This window comes from Fructilactobacillus sp. X2R1C1 (assembly GCF_059901435.1).
In genome coordinates, this window is sequence record NZ_JBWXUV010000001.1 from 516,281 (window position 1) to 532,900 (window position 16,620).

Sequence of the window (16,620 nt, forward strand, 5' to 3'; positions counted from 1 at the left end):
GGAGTTCATCAATGATGAACTCCCTTTTTGATACATATTAATCAATCTTTTTTAAAACTTACTTCATTATTATCAAGGGATGAAATACGAGCAAGCGATTCTAAGTGAATGCCATGATCCTTGATCCACTTAGCGCCCGGTTGAAATGATTTTTCAATTACAATGCCGACTCCAACTAGATTGGCTTGAGCTGCTTCAACGATCTTAATCATCCCTTTAGTGGCTTCGCCATTTGCTAAGAAATCATCAATGATTAAGACGTTATCGTCAGGTGAAAGGAATTTTTTCTCAATAAAAATGCGGTTAGTTTTTTGTTTGGTGTATGAATATACGTCAGCCGAATAGGCTGCATCGTTTAATGTGGATGGCTTTTTCTTTCGCGCAAAAACGACGGGAACACCCAATACTAAGCCAGTCATAACGGCTGGAGCAATTCCCGATGATTCAACCGTGATGACTTTAGTAATATTATCGTTTGAGAAACGTTTGACGAATTCTTTGCCAACTTCGTACATCAAATTAGGATCAATTTGATGATTTAAAAACGAGTTGACCTTTAAAATATTTCCAGGAAGGACTTGGCCTTTATTTTTGATTGCTTCTTCTAATTCTTTCATGATTACTCTCCCATTTAAAAAGACCCTAATATAGAAGTTTAGGGTTTTTTTTCCTAATAGTTTGGAATTATGGTTCCAAGTAGAGACTGTCGACCCATTACGACTATATATTAGAGCTTCACTTATTACGTTAATCATAATTTAATTTTTAACTTTAAGCAAACCAAATTAATATAATTAGAGTGGCAATGTAAATGAATGGAATAAAAGCAATCGCACGTTTTTTAAATAAGATGGCATAAATGATCGCTATGATTGACCCGGTTAAAACGACTAGATTGGTAACCGTAATTCCGTATGCAATTAAAAGGATTAAGAAGAGATCCAAATCCCCGTTGCCAATGAAATGGAAGTAATGATTTATTATTATCAATATTAAATATCCAATAATATAAATTCCAGTTGTCTTTGTTAGAGGATTAGAAATTATAAGAGCTATCATTACTGCAATCAGTGAATATGCCGTAGGGAAATGGTAGGTTAATAAATCAAAAGTTGCCATAACCTGCATGAGTAAAAGTAGCGATAAATTTTCGAGGTTATCTAAACAAACAGGTGGAAATATAGTAAAAGCGGTGGCTCCGGTTACTTCAAAATACAGTAAATAAAGTGGTAATCGAGTTGAACATGTCCGACACCTTCCGAATTGAATCATGTAACTCACGATCGGGATGAGTTCGTACCACTTTAGAAACTTGCCACAGTTACTACATTTAGAATGACCGAAGATAAAGTTTTCGTGCGTAATGGTTCGATCAACCATAACGTTTATAAAAGATCCAACGATGCTACCTACAATAAACCAATAAATTTTCATTAACAAAACCTCCACTAAAAAGTACGGAAATTAATTGAAGTCTTATTGACACGTCTTTTTCTACGTGGTATTCTACTTATTGTGCTTATAAACAACTAAGCGATTTTTTTAACTTCAAAAAAGAACCGCCTGGATGTGTGGACTTAAAAAATATATTATATTAGGAAAGGGAGGACTTTTTAGATGCCTACAATTAACCAATTGGTTCGTAAAGGTCGTAAATCTAGAACTTCTAAATCAAAATCCCCAGCTTTAGGCTTCGGATATAACAGTTACAAAAAGAAAAACACACAGAACCCTGCACCTCAGAAACGTGGAGTTGCAACCCGTGTTGGTACTATGACTCCTAAAAAGCCTAACTCAGCTTTACGTAAGTATGCTCGTGTTAGACTTTCTAACTTGATTGAAGTTACCGCATACATTCCCGGAATTGGACACAATTTGCAAGAGCATAGTGTTGTTTTAATTCGTGGTGGACGTGTTAAGGATTTACCTGGTGTTAGATATCATGTTGTTCGTGGTGCATTAGATACTGCGGGTGTTAGTGATCGTCGTCAAGGTCGTTCTAAATACGGTACTAAGAAACCTAAGGAATAGACAATTAATTAAGTTATTATTGAGGAGGACTTTTACATGCCTAGAAAAGGAAAAGTGCAAAAGAGAGAAATCCTTCCTGATCCAATCTACAACTCAAAGTTGGTTTCTAAATTAATTAACCATTTGATGTTAGATGGTAAAAGAGGGACTGCATCAGAAATTTTATATGGTGCATTTGACATGATCAAAGAACAAACTGGTAACGATCCAGTTGATGTGTTTGAAGAAGCAATGAAGAATGTTATGCCAGTTCTTGAAGTTAAGGCCCGTCGTGTTGGTGGATCTAACTACCAAGTTCCAATCGAAGTTCGTCCTGATCGAAGAACTACTTTAGGCTTACGTTGGATTGTTAACTATGCAAGACTTCGTGGTGAACATACCATGACTGAACGTCTTGCAAAAGAAATCATCGATGCTTCAAACAACACCGGTGCAGCAGTTAAGAAGCGTGAGGATACTCACAAAATGGCCGAAGCTAACCGTGCTTTTGCGCATTATCGTTGGTAATCAGCTTTTAGTTTTTAACTGTAAGTGGGTGGCTAAAGCGATTTAGCCACTTTTTTAAAATAATGAAATTGTGAATGATTGAGAGGAGTTAAATAATGGCTAACAAGCGAGAATTTCCGTTAGACAAAACTCGTAATATTGGTATTGTTGCCCATATTGATGCCGGTAAAACTACTACTACTGAACGTATCTTGTACTATACCGGTCGTATCCACAAAATTGGTGAAACCCATGAAGGGGATTCACAAATGGACTGGATGGAAGAAGAAAAAGAACGTGGAATTACTATTACTTCAGCTGCTACCACTGCTGAATGGAAGGGTTACCGTGTTAACATCATTGATACCCCAGGACACGTTGATTTTACTGCCGAAGTTGAACGTTCATTACGTGTGCTAGATGGTGGTATTGTTGTTTTGGATGGTCAAGCCGGTGTTGAACCACAGACTGAAACCGTATGGCGTCAGTCATCAGACTTTGCTGTTCCACGAATTGTCTTCATTAATAAGATGGATAAAGTTGGTGCTGACTTTGATATGTCAGTTAAAAGTTTGCATGACCGTTTAGGTGCTAACGCCCAGGCCGTTCAGATGCCAATTGGTGCTGAAGCTGACTTTGCTGGTGTAATTGATTTAATTACCATGCAAGCCTATGTTTATGATGAAGATAAAGAAGGTTCAGAATGGGATGTTGATGAGATTCCAGCTGACATGCAAGAGGAAGCTCAAAAGCGTCATGATGCTTTGATTGAAGCCGTTGCAGACGTTGATGACGCCGTAATGGAGAAGTTCCTTGATGGTAAAGAAATTTCACAAGAAGATCTTAAAGCTGGAATTCGTCGTGCCACTTTAAATCTTGATTTCTACCCAGTCTTTGCTGGTTCAGCTTTCAAGAACAAGGGTGTTCAGATGTTGATGGATGGAGTGGTTGACTACTTACCATCACCACTTGATGTTCGTCCTTACACTGCTACTGACCCAGATGATGACGACAAACAAGTTGACATCCGTGCTAACGATAAGGAACCATTTGCTTCATTAGCATTTAAGATTGCTACCGATCCATACGTTGGTCGTTTAACTTATATCCGTGTCTATCGTGGTACCTTAAAGGCTGGTTCATACGTTTTGAATGCTACGAATGGCAAACGTGAACGTGTTGGTCGTTTACTACAAATGCACTCCAATAATCGTCAAGAAATCCCAGAAGTATTCTCAGGTGATATTGCAGCTGCAATTGGTTTGAAGAATACCACTACTGGTGATTCTTTAACCGATCCAGACCATCCATTACGTCTTGAATCAATGGAATTCCCAGAACCAGTTATCCAAGTTGCCGTTGAACCTAAGACTAAGGCTGATCAGGATAAGATGAATGATGCTTTGCAAAAGTTATCTGAAGAAGATCCAACTTTTAGAGCTGAAACTAATCCAGAAACTGGCCAAACTTTGATTGCCGGAATGGGTGAACTTCAGTTAAACATTTTGATTGAACGGATGAGACGTGAATTTAATGTTGAAGCTAACATTGGTGCTCCCCAAGTTGCCTACCGTGAAGCATTTACTAAACCAGTTAAGGCCGAAGGTAAGTTTATTCGTCAGTCTGGTGGTAAAGGTCAATATGGTGATGTTTGGATTGAATTTACACCAAATGACGAAGGAAAAGGATTCGAATTTGAAGACGCCATCGTTGGTGGAGTTGTTCCAAGAGAATTCATTCCTTCAGTTGAACAAGGTCTAAAAGAAGCCATGGAAAATGGTGTATTAGCCGGATATCCATTGATTGATTTGAAAGCTAAATTATATGATGGTAGTTATCATGAAGTCGATTCAAGTGAAGCTGCCTTTAAGATCGCTGCTTCCATTGCTTTGAGGGAAGCTGCTAAGAAGGCTGATCCAGTTATTCTTGAACCAATCATGAAAGTTGATATTCGTGTTCCAGAAGAATACATGGGTGACGTCATGGGACAAGTTACCGCACGACGTGGAAACGTTGAAGGTATGGAAGCTCAAGACAAGGCACAAAACATTCATGCAATGGTTCCACTATCAGAAATGTTTGGTTATGCTACCGATTTACGTTCTGCTTCTCAGGGACGTGGAACATTTGTTATGAGTTTTGATCATTACAGTGCTGTTCCTAAGAGCATCCAAGAAGACATCATTAAGAAAAATGGTGGAAATAGTAAAGAAGAAAAGTAATTTTTTGTAAAAGTTCTAGAAATTGAAAAAGTTTCTGGAACTTTTTTTATACTTAATGTGATGAGAAGCCTTGAAAAATAAGAGAATATCGGGTATGATAGTTAAGTACTCGGTTTTGGGGGATAGACTGTCCAAAATTTGTACAACATTTAGCTTTGATGTGGGAGGTTGCGACACACCCGGCCGCTTTGCCATGCGAGGATGTGCCGGTAATTTCCACGGAGCTAGTCTTATTTTGAAAATAGACGAAGGAGGGAAAAACATGGCAAAAGAGAAGATTCGTATTCGTTTGAAAGCTTATGAACACCGTATTTTAGATCAAGCTGCTGACAAGATTGTGGCAACCGCACAACGTACTGGTGCTACTATTTCTGGTCCAATTCCATTACCAACAGACAGAACTCTATATACCGTATTGGCATCACCATTTAAGTACAGTAAAGCTCAAGAACAATTTGAAATGTTAACTCACAAGCGTTTGATTGATATTTTGAATCCAACACCTAAAACTGTTGATTCATTAATGAAATTAGACTTGCCAAGCGGTGTTGACATCGAGATCAAACTATAATAATTACAGAATATCGGAGGTGTACTCATGGCTAAAAAAGGAATCTTAGGTAAAAAGGTCGGAATGACCCAAGTTTTTACTGATAACGGGGAACTCGTTCCAGTTACGGTTGTTGATGTAACTCCTAATGTTGTCTTACAGGTTAAGAACAGCAAGTCGGATGGTTACGATGCAATTCAACTTGGATTCGATGACAAACGTCCAGTATTAAGCAATAAACCTGAACAAGGTCATGTTAAAAAAGCAAAAACTACTCCTAAGCGCTTCATTCGTGAAATCAGAGATGTTGACTTGGGAGATTACAAAGTTGGAGACGAAGTTAAAGCTGACGTATTTAAACCAGGTGACGTCGTTGATGTAACGGGTACTACTAAAGGTCATGGTTACCAAGGTAACATCCACAAAAATGGACAACGTCGTGGTCCTGAAACCCACGGATCAAGATATCACCGTCGTCCCGGTTCATTAGGTGTCATCATTAACCGAGTTGTTAAAGGGATGAAATTACCAGGACGAATGGGTAACAACCGTGTTACCATTCAAGATCTTGAAATCGTTAATGCTGATGTTGATAACAACGTATTATTGATCAAAGGTAACGTTCCTGGTGCAAATAAATCATTAGTAACAGTTAAGACTTCTGTTATCGAATCAAGAAAATAAGAAAGGAGGAACCGTAGATGGCAAGCGTAACATTATACAAACAAGATGGTAGTAAACAAGGAACAGTTGATTTAAACGATGCTGTTTTTGCCGTTGAACCAAATGAAAACGTTGTTTACGATACTGTCGTAATGCAAAGAGCATCACAACGCCAAGGTACTAATGGTGTTAAATCTAGAGGTAAAGTGCGTGGTGGTGGTAAGAAACCATGGCGTCAAAAAGGTACTGGTCGTGCTCGTCAAGGTTCTATCCGTGCCCCACAATGGGTTGGCGGTGGAGTTGTCTTCGGCCCAACTACTCGTTCATATGCATATCACCTTCCAAAGAAGGTTACTAGATTAGCTGTTAAGTCAGTTCTTTCTGAAAAAGTTGCAAATGATGATTTAGTAGTAATAGATTCATTAGACTACAAGGCTCCAAAAACTAAAGATTTATCAGATCTTTTGAAGAAACTTGACGCATCAACTAAAACATTAGTAGTTTTGGAAGATAACAATGAAAATGCTGCACGTTCTGCAAGAAATATCGAAAATGTGCAAGTTATTAATGCTAAAGGTGTTAACACACTTGATGTATTAAACAACAACAAGGTTGTTATTACAAAGGCTGCTCTTTCTCAAGTAGAGGAGGTGCTCGCATAATGGAAGCACGAGATATCATTTTACGTCCGGTAGTTACTGAAGCTTCAACTGATGTAATGGACGACAAAAAATATACTTTTGATGTTGATGTACGAGCAACTAAGACTCAAGTTAAAAATGCTGTTGAAGAGATTTTTAACGTTAAAGTTGTTAAAGTTAATATTATGAATGTAAAAGGTAAGAAAAAGCGACAAGGTCAATATGTTGGACGTACTAAGAAACGTCGTAAGGCTATTGTTACTTTGTCCAACGATTCTGACGAAATTAAAATTTTCTCAGAAGAATAATCTTTGAATAGGAGGGAAATAACGTGGCTCTAAAAAAGTACAAACCAACTACTAATGGCCGTCGTAATATGACTAGTATTGACTATAGTGAAATTACTACTAACGTGCCAGAAAAAAGTTTAGTTGAGTCAAATGCTCACAGCGGTGGTCGTAATAGTCAAGGTAAGATGACTGTTAGACATCGTGGTGGCGGAAACAAGCATCGATACCGTCTTATCGATTTCAAACGTGATCATGATGGTGTTCCTGCAACCGTTAAAACCATCGAATATGATCCAAATAGAACTGCAAATATTGCTTTAATCGTTTATGAAGACGGAATTAAATCATACATCATTGCACCTAAAGGATTAAAAGTCGGAGACGTTGTTGAATCTGGTAAGGATGCTGATATTAAGGCTGGTAACACCCTTCAATTAGCTGATATTCCTGTCGGTTCAACCATCTTTAACATTGAATTGAAACCTGGCAAAGGTGGACAACTTGTTCGTTCTGCTGGAGCTTCAGCACAGTTACTTGGGAACGAAGGAAAGTATGCATTAGTTAAATTACCATCTGGTGAAGTTAGAATGGTACTTTCAGTTTGCCGAGCTACTATTGGTAGTGTTGGTAATGATGAACATGGATTAGTTGTATGGGGTAAAGCTGGTAGAACTCGTTACCGTGGTCAAAGACCTCACGTACGTGGATCTGTTATGAACCCTAACGATCACCCACATGGTGGTGGTGAAGGGAAAGCTCCAGTTGGTTACCCAAGTCCATTGTCTCCATGGCATAAGAAGACAACTGGTAAGAAGACTAGATCAAAGAAAGCACGTTCAAACAAGTTTATTGTTAGACACCGTAAAGGTTCAAAGATGTAGTCTGAATTATTTATTTATTGAGTAATCGCAGAGGAGGTTTCATAATGAGTCGAAGTTTAAAAAAGGGACCTTTTGCCGATCAATCATTATTAAAAAAGATCGATGCACAAAAAGATCAAGATAAAAAATCGGTAATTAAAACATGGTCACGTCGTTCAACCATTTTCCCAAGTTTCATTGGATACACCATTGCTGTTTACAATGGTAGAAAACATGTCCCAGTTTACATTCAAGAAGACATGGTGGGCCACAAGCTCGGAGAATTCGTACCTACTCGTACTTTCCATGGACATGGAAATGGCGACGCAGATAAAAAGACAGTTTAAGCAAGGAGGATAACCAATGGCTGAACAACAAGTTACATCAGCAAAAGCTACTGCAAAGACTGTTCGTATCGCCGCTCGTAAGGTTCGCCTTGTTGTAGATCTTATTAGAGGTAAAAGCGTATCAGAAGCTACTGCAATTTTGAAATTCACCCCTAGAGGTGCTTCACCAGTTGTAGAAAAGGTTTTGATGTCAGCTGTAGCAAATGCAGAAAATAATTTTGATTTAGATCGTCAAGATCTAGTTGTTAGTGAAGCATACGTTAACGAAGGACCAACTTTAAAACGTTTCCGTCCCCGTGCTAAGGGTTCTGCTTCACCAATCAACAAAAGAACTAGTCACATTACAATTGTAGTGTCAGAAAAGTAGGAGGGATAAACGTGGGTCAAAAAATTAATCCAAATGGTTTACGAATTGGCGTTAACCGTGGTTGGCAAGCTAAATGGTATGCTAACGACGATAAATTCGCTTCATACTTAAACGAAGATTTAAAAATTCGTAACTATCTAGCAAAGAGACTCGCTGATGCTTCTGTATCAAGCGTTGACATTGAGCGTGCTGCAAAACGTGTCAATGTTTCTATCCATACTGCCAAACCAGGAATGGTTATCGGTAAAGGTGGAGCAGAAGTTGAAAGTCTTCGTAAAGAATTAAACAAATTGACGGGACGTCGGGTTCATGTCAATATTGTTGAAGTTAAAAAACCTGATTTAGAAGCTGATCTTGTTGGTGAAAACGTTGCAAGTCAGCTTGAAGGTCGGGTAGCATTCCGTCGTGCAATGCGTCAGGCAATGCAAAGAGTGATGCGTTCTGGAGCTAAGGGTGTTAAAGTTCAATCTTCAGGTCGTTTAAATGGTGCTGATATGACACGAATTGAAAGATATTCAGACGGAAGTGTTCCACTTCATACACTTAGAGCTGATATTGACTATTCATGGAATGAAGCAGATACTACTTACGGTAAAATCGGTGTTAAGACTTGGATCAACCGTGGTGAAGTTTTACCCGATAAACCGGAGGAAAAAACTGAAAAAGGAGGGAAATAAGCATGCTAGTACCTAAACGTGTTAAGTTCAGAAGACAGCACAGAGGTAAGTTGCGTGGTCACTCAAAGGGTGGAAACACTGTTACTTTTGGTGATTATGGTTTGCAAGCACTTGATTCACATTGGATCAGTAATCGACAAATCGAAGCTTGCCGTGTTGCCATGACTCGTTATATGAAACGTGGTGGAAAAGTTTGGATCAAAATTTTCCCTCAAAAATCATATACTGAAAAAGGTATCGGTGTTCGAATGGGTAAAGGTAAAGGTACCCCAGCTGGTTGGGTTTCAACTGTCAAGCGCGGAAAGGTTCTTTTCGAAGTTGGTGGTGTTTCCAAAGAAACTGCTGAAGAAGCTTTACGTTTAGCTTCAATGAAGTTGCCTGTTAGAACCCGAGTTATTAAACGTGAGGAAGTAGGTGGCGAATCAAATGAAGGCTAAAGAAATTAATGAATTAACCACTGATGAAATGCGGGCTAAGGAACAAGATTACAAGAAAGAATTGTTTAATCTTCGTTTTCAATTAGCCACTGGTCAATTGGAAAATACTGCTAGATTGAAGACTGTCAGAAAGACAATCGCTAGAATCAAGACAGCACTTAGACAACAAGAACTGAAGAAATAGAATATGATAGAAAGGAAGGTTAATACTTTATGAGCGAAGAACGTAACGAACGTAAAAGTTACAGAGGTCGTGTGGTTTCAGATAAGATGGACAAAACCATTACTGTTGTCGTTGAAACTTACAAGACTCATCCAACTTACGGGAAACGTATTAAATATTCTAAGAAATATAAAGTTCAAGATGAAAATAACGAAGCAAAAGTTAACGATATTGTTGACATCATGGAAACTCGTCCATTGTCTAAGACTAAGCGCTTCCGTCTAGTAGACGTTGTTGAAAAGGCAGTTATTATCTAGCTTTTTTATCTATCGTATTCTGATTTTAAGTTGAAGGGAGGACACTAACCATGATCCAACAAGAGAGTCGTTTAAAGGTTGCTGACAACTCTGGAGCACGTGAACTTTTGACTATCAAAGTTTTAGGTGGTTCAAGAGTTAGATATGCAGGTATCGGTGATGTGATTGTTGCTACTGTTAAACAAGCAACACCAGGTGGCGTTGTCAAAAAAGGAGACGTCGTTAAAGCCGTTGTAGTCAGAACTAAGTCTGCTGCACATAGAACTGACGGTTCATATATTCGTTTCGACGAAAATGCCGCTGTTTTGATTAACGATGATAAGAGTCCTAAAGGTACCCGTATTTTCGGTCCGGTAGCTCGTGAATTACGTAGTAATAATTTTATGAAGATCGTTTCATTAGCGCCTGAAGTACTTTAATACTATTGGAAAACAAGGAGGTGCCAGGATTATGTTCTTGAAAACTGGTGACAAAGTTCGTGTTATTAGTGGTAAAGACAAGGGTAAAGACGGCAAAGTCGTTAAAACCATTGCTGCTAAGAACCGTGTAGTTGTTGAAGGAATCAACAAGATCAAGAAACATCAAAAAGCTTCACAAGACAATCCCCAAGGTGGAATTGCTGACGTTGATGCTCCAATTGATGCTTCAAATGTAATGTTAATTGATCCATCTACTAACGAACCTACAAAAGTAAGCTTCGTGGTTAAAGATGGTAAAAAAGTTCGTATTTCAAAAAAATCACAAAAACCAATCGATTAGATTGGAACTGAAAGGAGGAAATTAATCGCATGGCAGCTCGCTTAGAAGAAAGATACAAAGAAGATATTCTCCCAACGCTCGTTAAGAAATTTGATTACTCATCAGTTATGGAAGCCCCAAAACTTGACAAGATCGTTTTAAACATGGGTGTTGGTGATGCTGTAACAAATTCTAAAAACCTTGATGAGGCGGTTCATGAATTAAGTTTAATTTCTGGACAAAAGCCTATCGTAACTAAGGCTAAAAAATCAATTGCCGGTTTCCGTCTTAGAGAAGGAATGCCAATTGGTGCCAAAGTTACATTAAGAGGAGAAAGAATGTATGACTTCTTGGATAAGTTAGTTAATGTTTCATTGCCACGTGTTCGAGATTTCCACGGTGTAAGCAACAAATCATTTGATGGTCGTGGAAATTACACATTGGGTATCAAAGAACAACTAATTTTCCCAGAAATTAATTACGATGATGTTAACCGTGTTAGAGGTTTAGATATCGTACTTGTAACAACCGCTAATACGGATGAAGAATCACATGAATTGTTAGCTCAATTCGGAATGCCATTCGCTAAATAGGAGGTTTAATATTGGCTAAAAAATCATTAATTAAAAAAAGTGAACGTCCAGCTAAGTTCTCAACACAGAATTACACTCGTTGTGAACGTTGTGGTCGACCTCGTGCGGTTTACCAAAAGTTTCACTTATGCCGAATTTGTTTAAGACAACTTGCCCATAAGGGTCAAATTCCTGGCATGAAAAAAGCTAGTTGGTAAAATAATAAAACTGAAAAGGAGGTTTCACGTTTATGTCCATGACAGATCCAATTGCAGACTTTTTAACTCGAATTCGTAATGCCAATATGGCAAGACACGATTCAGTTGACGTTCCTGCATCAAAAATCAAAAGAAACATTGCCGAAATTTTGAAGCGTGAAGGCTTTGTACGCGATGTGGAATACATCGATGACGATAAACAAGGTGTTATCCGTGTATACCTTAAGTATGGAAAAGATAATCAACGTGTAATCACTGGTTTGAAGCGAATTTCAAAGCCAGGATTACGTTCATATGTTAAATCAGATGATGTTCCTAAAGTTTTAAACGGTTTAGGAATTGCTATCATTTCAACTTCAGATGGTGTTATTACTGATAAAGAAGCTAGAGACAAAAAAGTCGGTGGCGAAGTATTAGCATACGTTTGGTAAAAATTAAAAAAGAATTGGAGGTGTTAATATGAGTAGAATTGGTTATAAAACTGTTGATCTTCCAGACGGTGTTGAAGTAAATCATAGAGGTACTAACGTAACTGTTAAAGGACCAAAGGGTACTTTAAATGCTACAATTTCACCAGAAATTAAAATGCAAGTTAAAGGTAACGAAGTGAACTTCACTCCAACTGGTAAGTATGACAACAAAGAACGTGCCCTACACGGTACAACACGTGCGAACTTCAATAACATGGTTGAAGGTGTTACAAATGGATTCCACAAGACACTTAAGCTAGTTGGAGTTGGATATCGTGCTCAATTAAAAGGTAGTACTTTGACTCTAAACGTTGGTTACTCAAACCCCGTTGAAGTTCAAGTTCCAGAAGATCTTACCGTAGCTGTTCCAGATAACACTACTATTAACATTAGTGGGATCAACAAGCAACATGTTGGTGATTTTGCTGCCGAAGTTCGTTCATACCGTTCACCAGAACCTTACAAGGGTAAAGGAATTAGATATGAAAATGAACATATTACCCTCAAGGAAGGTAAGACTGGTAAGTAATTTAACAATATAAAAAATAAGAGGTGACTATTTTGATTTCCAAACCAGACAAGAATAAAACACGTAAAGTTCGTCATAATCGTGTTAGAAGTAAAATTTCTGGTACTGCTGAGTGCCCACGTTTGAACGTTTTCCGTTCTAATAAAAACATTTACGCTCAAGTTATTGATGACGTAAAGGGTGTAACGCTAGCTAGTGCCTCAACTGTTGACAAGGAAGTTTCCGGAGACAACAAATCAGAACAAGCCGCAAGCGTTGGTGCTTTAGTTGCTAAGCGTGCAGTTGAAAAGAATGTTAAGAATGTTGTTTTTGATCGTGGTGGATACTTATATCACGGACGTGTACAAGCCCTTGCAGATGCAGCACGTGAAAATGGACTTGAATTTTAAAAAAGGAGGAATATAACGCACATGGCAAAGTTTATTAATCCAGACAAACTGGACTTAGAAGATAACGTTGTTGCTATCAACCGAATTACTAAGGTTGTTAAGGGTGGTCGTCGACTACGTTTTGCTGCATTAGTTGTTGTTGGTGACAAGAATGGCCACGTTGGCTTTGGTACTGGTAAAGCTCAAGAAGTTCCTGAAGCGATCAGAAAAGCCGTTGATAGTGCCCAAAAGAACTTAATTGAAGTTCCAATCGTTGGAACTACTATCCCTCACGAAGTTATCGGTCGTTTCGGCGGTGGAAAGATTATGTTGAAGCCTGCTGAAGAAGGTTCCGGAGTTGCTGCCGGTGGTGCCGTTCGCTCGGTTATGGAATTAGCTGGTGTAAACGATGTTACTAGTAAGCGTTTAGGCTCTGATACACCTGTAAACGTAATTCGTGCAACTTTTGAAGGTCTTAAGGAACTTAAGAATGCTGAAGAAATTTCATCATTACGTGGTGTCTCATCAGATCACTTAACCGAATAATAAGGAGGGGTTAGAAGATGGCTCAATTAAAGATTACTTTAGTTCATAGTGCTGCTCACCGTCTCCCTAAACAACGTAAGATTGTTAAGGCCCTTGGATTGGGACGAGTAAATAGTAGTGTTATTAAACCTGATAATGAAGCAACTCGTGGAGCTCTATTCAAGATTGCTCATTTAATTAAGGTTGAACAAGTTGATTAATATTCTTTAAAAGATAGGGAGGTGCAATTTAATGAAGTTAAATGAATTAAAAGCTGCTGACGGTTCACGTTCATCAAGAACTCGTTTAGGTCGTGGTCTTGGTAGTAAAGGTAAGACTTCAGGTCGTGGCCAAAAAGGTCAAAAGGCTCGTGGCAAAACTCGTGTTGGTTTTGAAGGTGGCCAAATGCCTTTATACCGTCAAATTCCAAAACGTGGATTTACCAACTTCAACAGAAAAGTTTTAGCGATCGTTAACTTAGCTGATTTAGATAATTTTGATGATGGCTCAGAAGTAACTCCAGATGTATTGATTCAAGCTGGAATGATTAAGGGCTCAAATGATGGCGTTAAAGTTCTTGCAGATGGCAAGTTAACTAAGAAGCTCACTGTTAAAGCTAACAAATTCTCAAAGAGTGCTGAAAAAGCAATTGAAGATGCCGGCGGTAAAGCTGAGGTGATTTAATGTTCACTACCTTAAAGAATGCCTTTGAAGAAAAAGATATTAGAAAAAGGATTTTATTTACCCTTTTTATATTGGCAGTTTTCCGTTTAGGTGCTTACATTACTGTGCCTGGAATCAATGCGGAAGCTTTGCAAAGTGTTGCATCCTCAGGTTTAGTTAATGTATTGAATATGTTTAGTGGTGGTGGATTAACTAATTACTCATTATTTGCAATGGGAGTTTCACCATACATTACTGCACAAATTGTTGTTCAGTTACTTCAGATGGATATCGTTCCTCGATTCGTTGAATGGGGAAAACAAGGTGAAGTCGGAAGGCAAAAACTGGATCAGGTAACAAGATGGTTAACGATTGTTTTGGCATTTGTCCAATCAATTGGTATTACTGCTGGATTTAATGCTTTGAGTAGTCTTCATTTAGTTAAGAACCCTGGAATGGGAACGTACATTAGTATTGGTTTAATTTTGACTGCTGGTACAATGCTCACTACGTGGATGGGCGACATGATTACTGACAAAGGAATTGGTCAGGGAGTTTCAATGATCATCTTTGCTGGAATTGTTGCTGAAATGCCAAGTGGAATTATGAGTGTTTATCGTCAATACGTTGAAGGTACACCAATGAATGAAATTTGGAAGCCAGCTCTTTTCATTATTGCCTTGATTATTGTAATTTTGATTATTGTTACCTTTGTTACTTGGGTACAACAAGCTGAACGTAGAATTCCAATTCAATATACTAGAAGAACATCAGGTTCACCAGACAGCAGTTACCTTCCCTTGAAGGTTAACGTCGCTGGAGTTATTCCAGTTATTTTCGCAAGTGCATTTATTTCCACTCCTCAAACGATTTTGATGTTTTTCACCAAAAACTTTCAAGGATCCGGATGGTATGAATTTTTAAGTAAGTTGTTTAACATGCAGACCCCACTTGGAGCTGCGTTTTACACCTTCTTAATTGTTGTATTTACTTTCTTCTATGCGTTTGTTCAAGTTAATCCACAGAAATTGTCGGAAAATTTACAAAAACAAGGTAGCTACATTCCGGGAGTATGGCCTGGTCGTGAAACTCAGTTATATATTTCTCGATTGTTGATGAGACTTAGTACCGTTGGTGCTTTGTTCTTGGGTGTTGTTTCTCTAATCCCGTTGATTGCACAAAATGTTTGGAACTTAAACGAATCAATTGGACTAGGTGGTACTAACCTCTTGATTATTGTTGGAGTTGCTATTGAAACCATTCAACAAATTAGAGGATTAATGATGAGAAAAGAGTACGTTGGATTTATTCAAAGTACTCCGGATGATAACAAGTAGTGGAGGAATTTAAATGTCAATGAATTTATTACTAATGGGTCTTCCAGGAGCTGGAAAAGGTACTCAAGCTGAATTCATTGTTGAAAAATATGGGATTCCACATATTTCAACTGGAGACATATTTAGGGCAGCAATGAAAAACAAAACTCCCATGGGAATTAAGGCTCAACAATACATCGATAAGGGTGAATTAGTTCCTAATGATGTTACCTGTGGGATTGTTGAGGATCGTCTTAAACAACCTGATACTGACAAAGGTTATTTGTTAGATGGTTTTCCTAGAAACATTGATCAGGCTAAAAGTCTTGAGGAAATGACTAGGAAAATGAGCAAAGAGTTGAATGCAGTTATTAATATTGAAGTCGATCCAAGTGTTTTAATCAAACGTTTGTCTGGTCGTTTCATCTGCAAAAACTGTGGCGCAACTTATCATAAATTATATAAAAAACCTATAGTTGATGGTACTTGTGATGTTTGCGGTGCTCACGTCTTCTATCAAAGAAGTGATGATAAACCTGAAACTGTCAAGAATCGTCTGAAAATCAATGAAAAGAGTAATGCTCCTTTAATTGACTTTTACAAGGATCGCGGCATTTTGCATTCAGTTAAGGGTGATCGAGATATTGCAGACGTTAGTAACGACATTGAGAAAATTCTAAGCAATTTAAATTAGTAAATTGTCGTTTGATTGCTGGAATGTCAGTGATGTGGTATATTATAGTTTGTATGTCTATTTGTAAGTGATACTTACGAGTTTAGTAATTTTGGAGGATTATTCGTGTCTAAAAATAATGTAATTGAAGTTGAGGGTAAGGTTTCAGAGACTTTACCTAATGCAATGTTTAAGGTCGAGCTTGAAAATGGTCATGAAATTTTGGCACACGTTTCTGGCAAGATCAGAATGCATTACATTCGGATCCTACCAGGAGATCGTGTAACCGTTGAAATGTCACCGTATGATTTAACAAAGGGTCGAATTACTTATCGATTTAAGTAAACCCTTCATATAGGAGGTTATAAAAAATGAAAGTACGTCCATCAGTAAAAAAAATGTGTGAACATTGTAAGATTATTAAGAGAAAAGGCCGTGTGATGGTGGTTTGCCCTGTAAACCCTAAGCACAAGCAAAGACAAGGAAAATAAATAAAT

At 38.1% G+C, this 16,620-nt stretch carries 30 protein-coding genes and 1 riboswitch; of the genes, 28 read left to right on the plus strand and 2 right to left on the minus strand.

Features of this window, described 5'->3' with window-relative positions:
* Positions 1 to 41: 41 nt before the first annotated feature.
* Positions 42 to 617, minus strand: a complete 576-nt coding sequence (locus AC6UDG_RS02475; RefSeq protein ID WP_500693539.1) for a xanthine phosphoribosyltransferase — start codon at positions 615 to 617, stop codon at positions 42 to 44.
* Between the two features lie 37 nt (positions 618 to 654).
* A riboswitch (purine riboswitch) is annotated at positions 655 to 750 on the minus strand.
* A gap of 21 nt (positions 751 to 771) precedes the next feature.
* Positions 772 to 1,434 carry a prepilin peptidase gene (locus AC6UDG_RS02480; protein ID WP_500706315.1) on the minus strand — a complete coding sequence of 221 codons (663 nt, stop codon included), beginning with the start codon at positions 1,432 to 1,434 and terminating at the stop codon, positions 772 to 774.
* A gap of 183 nt (positions 1,435 to 1,617) precedes the next feature.
* On the opposite strand from AC6UDG_RS02480, the gene rpsL reads away from it, so the two are divergent.
* The 28 genes from rpsL to rpmJ all read left to right on the plus strand — a co-directional run bounded on the left by rpsL (position 1,618) and on the right by rpmJ (position 16,614).
* Positions 1,618 to 2,031, plus strand: a complete 414-nt coding sequence (gene rpsL, locus AC6UDG_RS02485) for a 30S ribosomal protein S12 (RefSeq protein WP_010022704.1) — start codon at positions 1,618 to 1,620, stop codon at positions 2,029 to 2,031.
* Positions 2,032 to 2,067: 36 nt separating this feature from the next.
* The gene (rpsG, locus tag AC6UDG_RS02490) at positions 2,068 to 2,538 is read left to right on the plus strand and encodes a 30S ribosomal protein S7 (RefSeq protein ID WP_500693541.1); all 471 of its coding nucleotides are present in this window, start codon (positions 2,068 to 2,070) and stop codon (positions 2,536 to 2,538) included.
* 95 nt (positions 2,539 to 2,633) lie between these two features.
* Positions 2,634 to 4,739 carry an elongation factor G gene (fusA, locus tag AC6UDG_RS02495; RefSeq protein ID WP_500693542.1) on the plus strand — a complete coding sequence of 702 codons (2,106 nt, stop codon included), beginning with the start codon at positions 2,634 to 2,636 and terminating at the stop codon, positions 4,737 to 4,739.
* Between the two features lie 262 nt (positions 4,740 to 5,001).
* Positions 5,002 to 5,310 (plus strand): 30S ribosomal protein S10, encoded by a 309-nt coding sequence (gene rpsJ / locus AC6UDG_RS02500; RefSeq protein WP_500693543.1) that lies wholly within the window; start codon positions 5,002 to 5,004, stop codon positions 5,308 to 5,310.
* Between the two features lie 27 nt (positions 5,311 to 5,337).
* Entirely contained in the window at positions 5,338 to 5,973 is a 636-nt protein-coding gene (gene rplC, locus AC6UDG_RS02505; RefSeq protein WP_500696532.1) for a 50S ribosomal protein L3, read from the plus strand.
* Positions 5,974 to 5,990: 17 nt separating this feature from the next.
* Positions 5,991 to 6,614, plus strand: coding sequence for a 50S ribosomal protein L4 (gene rplD, locus AC6UDG_RS02510; protein ID WP_500706316.1), 624 nt, complete (start codon positions 5,991 to 5,993; stop codon positions 6,612 to 6,614).
* Positions 6,614 to 6,901: a 50S ribosomal protein L23 gene (gene rplW, locus AC6UDG_RS02515; RefSeq protein ID WP_500693546.1), complete on the plus strand. Its 288-nt coding sequence runs from the start codon at positions 6,614 to 6,616 to the stop codon at positions 6,899 to 6,901. Before rplD ends, rplW begins: the two co-directional genes overlap by 1 nt.
* 23 nt (positions 6,902 to 6,924) lie before the next feature.
* Positions 6,925 to 7,764, plus strand: a complete 840-nt coding sequence (gene rplB, locus AC6UDG_RS02520; RefSeq protein WP_500693547.1) for a 50S ribosomal protein L2 — start codon at positions 6,925 to 6,927, stop codon at positions 7,762 to 7,764.
* Between the two features lie 44 nt (positions 7,765 to 7,808).
* Positions 7,809 to 8,090: a 30S ribosomal protein S19 gene (gene rpsS, locus AC6UDG_RS02525; RefSeq protein ID WP_010022714.1), complete on the plus strand. Its 282-nt coding sequence runs from the start codon at positions 7,809 to 7,811 to the stop codon at positions 8,088 to 8,090.
* 16 nt (positions 8,091 to 8,106) lie between these two features.
* The gene (gene rplV, locus AC6UDG_RS02530) at positions 8,107 to 8,457 is read left to right on the plus strand and encodes a 50S ribosomal protein L22 (protein WP_010022715.1); all 351 of its coding nucleotides are present in this window, start codon (positions 8,107 to 8,109) and stop codon (positions 8,455 to 8,457) included.
* A gap of 11 nt (positions 8,458 to 8,468) precedes the next feature.
* Positions 8,469 to 9,134 carry a 30S ribosomal protein S3 gene (rpsC, locus tag AC6UDG_RS02535; protein ID WP_500693548.1) on the plus strand — a complete coding sequence of 222 codons (666 nt, stop codon included), beginning with the start codon at positions 8,469 to 8,471 and terminating at the stop codon, positions 9,132 to 9,134.
* Between the two features lie 2 nt (positions 9,135 to 9,136).
* The gene (gene rplP, locus AC6UDG_RS02540; protein WP_500693549.1) at positions 9,137 to 9,571 is read left to right on the plus strand and encodes a 50S ribosomal protein L16; all 435 of its coding nucleotides are present in this window, start codon (positions 9,137 to 9,139) and stop codon (positions 9,569 to 9,571) included.
* Positions 9,561 to 9,755 (plus strand): 50S ribosomal protein L29, encoded by a 195-nt coding sequence (rpmC, locus tag AC6UDG_RS02545; protein ID WP_010022719.1) that lies wholly within the window; start codon positions 9,561 to 9,563, stop codon positions 9,753 to 9,755. The genes rplP and rpmC overlap by 11 nt, the downstream gene beginning before the upstream one ends.
* 29 nt (positions 9,756 to 9,784) lie before the next feature.
* Complete coding sequence (gene rpsQ, locus AC6UDG_RS02550; protein WP_039144781.1) at positions 9,785 to 10,051, plus strand: 30S ribosomal protein S17; 267 nt, start codon at positions 9,785 to 9,787, stop codon at positions 10,049 to 10,051.
* A 50-nt stretch (positions 10,052 to 10,101) separates the two neighbouring features.
* Entirely contained in the window at positions 10,102 to 10,470 is a 369-nt protein-coding gene (gene rplN / locus AC6UDG_RS02555) for a 50S ribosomal protein L14 (RefSeq protein WP_039144780.1), read from the plus strand.
* A 31-nt stretch (positions 10,471 to 10,501) separates the two neighbouring features.
* The gene (gene rplX / locus AC6UDG_RS02560) at positions 10,502 to 10,810 is read left to right on the plus strand and encodes a 50S ribosomal protein L24 (protein WP_500693550.1); all 309 of its coding nucleotides are present in this window, start codon (positions 10,502 to 10,504) and stop codon (positions 10,808 to 10,810) included.
* Positions 10,811 to 10,839: 29 nt separating this feature from the next.
* Entirely contained in the window at positions 10,840 to 11,382 is a 543-nt protein-coding gene (gene rplE, locus AC6UDG_RS02565) for a 50S ribosomal protein L5 (protein ID WP_500693551.1), read from the plus strand.
* Between the two features lie 11 nt (positions 11,383 to 11,393).
* Positions 11,394 to 11,579, plus strand: a complete 186-nt coding sequence (locus AC6UDG_RS02570) for a type Z 30S ribosomal protein S14 (RefSeq protein WP_010022727.1) — start codon at positions 11,394 to 11,396, stop codon at positions 11,577 to 11,579.
* Between the two features lie 32 nt (positions 11,580 to 11,611).
* On the plus strand, positions 11,612 to 12,010 hold the full coding sequence (gene rpsH / locus AC6UDG_RS02575) for a 30S ribosomal protein S8 (RefSeq protein WP_010022729.1): 399 nt from the start codon (positions 11,612 to 11,614) through the stop codon (positions 12,008 to 12,010).
* 28 nt (positions 12,011 to 12,038) lie between these two features.
* Positions 12,039 to 12,578 (plus strand): 50S ribosomal protein L6, encoded by a 540-nt coding sequence (gene rplF, locus AC6UDG_RS02580; RefSeq protein ID WP_500693552.1) that lies wholly within the window; start codon positions 12,039 to 12,041, stop codon positions 12,576 to 12,578.
* Positions 12,579 to 12,610: 32 nt separating this feature from the next.
* Positions 12,611 to 12,967, plus strand: coding sequence for a 50S ribosomal protein L18 (gene rplR / locus AC6UDG_RS02585; RefSeq protein WP_500693553.1), 357 nt, complete (start codon positions 12,611 to 12,613; stop codon positions 12,965 to 12,967).
* Between the two features lie 21 nt (positions 12,968 to 12,988).
* Entirely contained in the window at positions 12,989 to 13,492 is a 504-nt protein-coding gene (gene rpsE, locus AC6UDG_RS02590) for a 30S ribosomal protein S5 (protein ID WP_500693554.1), read from the plus strand.
* A gap of 17 nt (positions 13,493 to 13,509) precedes the next feature.
* A complete protein-coding gene (gene rpmD, locus AC6UDG_RS02595; RefSeq protein ID WP_500693555.1) occupies positions 13,510 to 13,692 on the plus strand; it encodes a 50S ribosomal protein L30 in 183 nt (60 codons plus the stop codon).
* Between the two features lie 31 nt (positions 13,693 to 13,723).
* A complete protein-coding gene (gene rplO, locus AC6UDG_RS02600) occupies positions 13,724 to 14,155 on the plus strand; it encodes a 50S ribosomal protein L15 (RefSeq protein ID WP_500699278.1) in 432 nt (143 codons plus the stop codon).
* On the plus strand, positions 14,155 to 15,471 hold the full coding sequence (gene secY / locus AC6UDG_RS02605; RefSeq protein ID WP_500700796.1) for a preprotein translocase subunit SecY: 1,317 nt from the start codon (positions 14,155 to 14,157) through the stop codon (positions 15,469 to 15,471). Before rplO ends, secY begins: the two co-directional genes overlap by 1 nt.
* A gap of 13 nt (positions 15,472 to 15,484) precedes the next feature.
* Positions 15,485 to 16,144: an adenylate kinase gene (locus AC6UDG_RS02610; RefSeq protein WP_500693558.1), complete on the plus strand. Its 660-nt coding sequence runs from the start codon at positions 15,485 to 15,487 to the stop codon at positions 16,142 to 16,144.
* A 105-nt stretch (positions 16,145 to 16,249) separates the two neighbouring features.
* Complete coding sequence (gene infA / locus AC6UDG_RS02615) at positions 16,250 to 16,468, plus strand: translation initiation factor IF-1 (protein ID WP_010022742.1); 219 nt, start codon at positions 16,250 to 16,252, stop codon at positions 16,466 to 16,468.
* A 26-nt stretch (positions 16,469 to 16,494) separates the two neighbouring features.
* Positions 16,495 to 16,614, plus strand: a complete 120-nt coding sequence (gene rpmJ / locus AC6UDG_RS02620) for a 50S ribosomal protein L36 (protein WP_010022743.1) — start codon at positions 16,495 to 16,497, stop codon at positions 16,612 to 16,614.
* Positions 16,615 to 16,620 lie beyond the last annotated feature (6 nt).

Excerpts from the sequence above, each read along its gene's own strand:
- AC6UDG_RS02475 (WP_500693539.1), bottom strand. The coding sequence starts at position 617 with ATGAAAGAATTAGAAGAAGCAATCAAAAATAAAGGCCAAGTCCTTCCT.
- AC6UDG_RS02480 (WP_500706315.1), bottom strand. The coding sequence starts at position 1,434 with ATGAAAATTTATTGGTTTATTGTAGGTAGCATCGTTGGATCTTTTATA.
- rpsL (WP_010022704.1), top strand. The coding sequence starts at position 1,618 with ATGCCTACAATTAACCAATTGGTTCGTAAAGGTCGTAAATCTAGAACT.
- rpsG (WP_500693541.1), top strand. The coding sequence starts at position 2,068 with ATGCCTAGAAAAGGAAAAGTGCAAAAGAGAGAAATCCTTCCTGATCCA.
- fusA (WP_500693542.1), top strand. The coding sequence starts at position 2,634 with ATGGCTAACAAGCGAGAATTTCCGTTAGACAAAACTCGTAATATTGGT.
- rpsJ (WP_500693543.1), top strand. The coding sequence starts at position 5,002 with ATGGCAAAAGAGAAGATTCGTATTCGTTTGAAAGCTTATGAACACCGT.
- rplC (WP_500696532.1), top strand. The coding sequence starts at position 5,338 with ATGGCTAAAAAAGGAATCTTAGGTAAAAAGGTCGGAATGACCCAAGTT.
- rplD (WP_500706316.1), top strand. The coding sequence starts at position 5,991 with ATGGCAAGCGTAACATTATACAAACAAGATGGTAGTAAACAAGGAACA.
- rplW (WP_500693546.1), top strand. The coding sequence starts at position 6,614 with ATGGAAGCACGAGATATCATTTTACGTCCGGTAGTTACTGAAGCTTCA.
- rpsS (WP_010022714.1), top strand. The coding sequence starts at position 7,809 with ATGAGTCGAAGTTTAAAAAAGGGACCTTTTGCCGATCAATCATTATTA.
- rplV (WP_010022715.1), top strand. The coding sequence starts at position 8,107 with ATGGCTGAACAACAAGTTACATCAGCAAAAGCTACTGCAAAGACTGTT.
- rplP (WP_500693549.1), top strand. The coding sequence starts at position 9,137 with ATGCTAGTACCTAAACGTGTTAAGTTCAGAAGACAGCACAGAGGTAAG.
- rpmC (WP_010022719.1), top strand. The coding sequence starts at position 9,561 with ATGAAGGCTAAAGAAATTAATGAATTAACCACTGATGAAATGCGGGCT.
- rpsQ (WP_039144781.1), top strand. The coding sequence starts at position 9,785 with ATGAGCGAAGAACGTAACGAACGTAAAAGTTACAGAGGTCGTGTGGTT.
- rplN (WP_039144780.1), top strand. The coding sequence starts at position 10,102 with ATGATCCAACAAGAGAGTCGTTTAAAGGTTGCTGACAACTCTGGAGCA.
- rplX (WP_500693550.1), top strand. The coding sequence starts at position 10,502 with ATGTTCTTGAAAACTGGTGACAAAGTTCGTGTTATTAGTGGTAAAGAC.
- rplE (WP_500693551.1), top strand. The coding sequence starts at position 10,840 with ATGGCAGCTCGCTTAGAAGAAAGATACAAAGAAGATATTCTCCCAACG.
- rpsH (WP_010022729.1), top strand. The coding sequence starts at position 11,612 with ATGTCCATGACAGATCCAATTGCAGACTTTTTAACTCGAATTCGTAAT.
- rplF (WP_500693552.1), top strand. The coding sequence starts at position 12,039 with ATGAGTAGAATTGGTTATAAAACTGTTGATCTTCCAGACGGTGTTGAA.
- rpsE (WP_500693554.1), top strand. The coding sequence starts at position 12,989 with ATGGCAAAGTTTATTAATCCAGACAAACTGGACTTAGAAGATAACGTT.
- rpmD (WP_500693555.1), top strand. The coding sequence starts at position 13,510 with ATGGCTCAATTAAAGATTACTTTAGTTCATAGTGCTGCTCACCGTCTC.
- rplO (WP_500699278.1), top strand. The coding sequence starts at position 13,724 with ATGAAGTTAAATGAATTAAAAGCTGCTGACGGTTCACGTTCATCAAGA.
- secY (WP_500700796.1), top strand. The coding sequence starts at position 14,155 with ATGTTCACTACCTTAAAGAATGCCTTTGAAGAAAAAGATATTAGAAAA.
- AC6UDG_RS02610 (WP_500693558.1), top strand. The coding sequence starts at position 15,485 with ATGTCAATGAATTTATTACTAATGGGTCTTCCAGGAGCTGGAAAAGGT.
- rpmJ (WP_010022743.1), top strand. The coding sequence starts at position 16,495 with ATGAAAGTACGTCCATCAGTAAAAAAAATGTGTGAACATTGTAAGATT.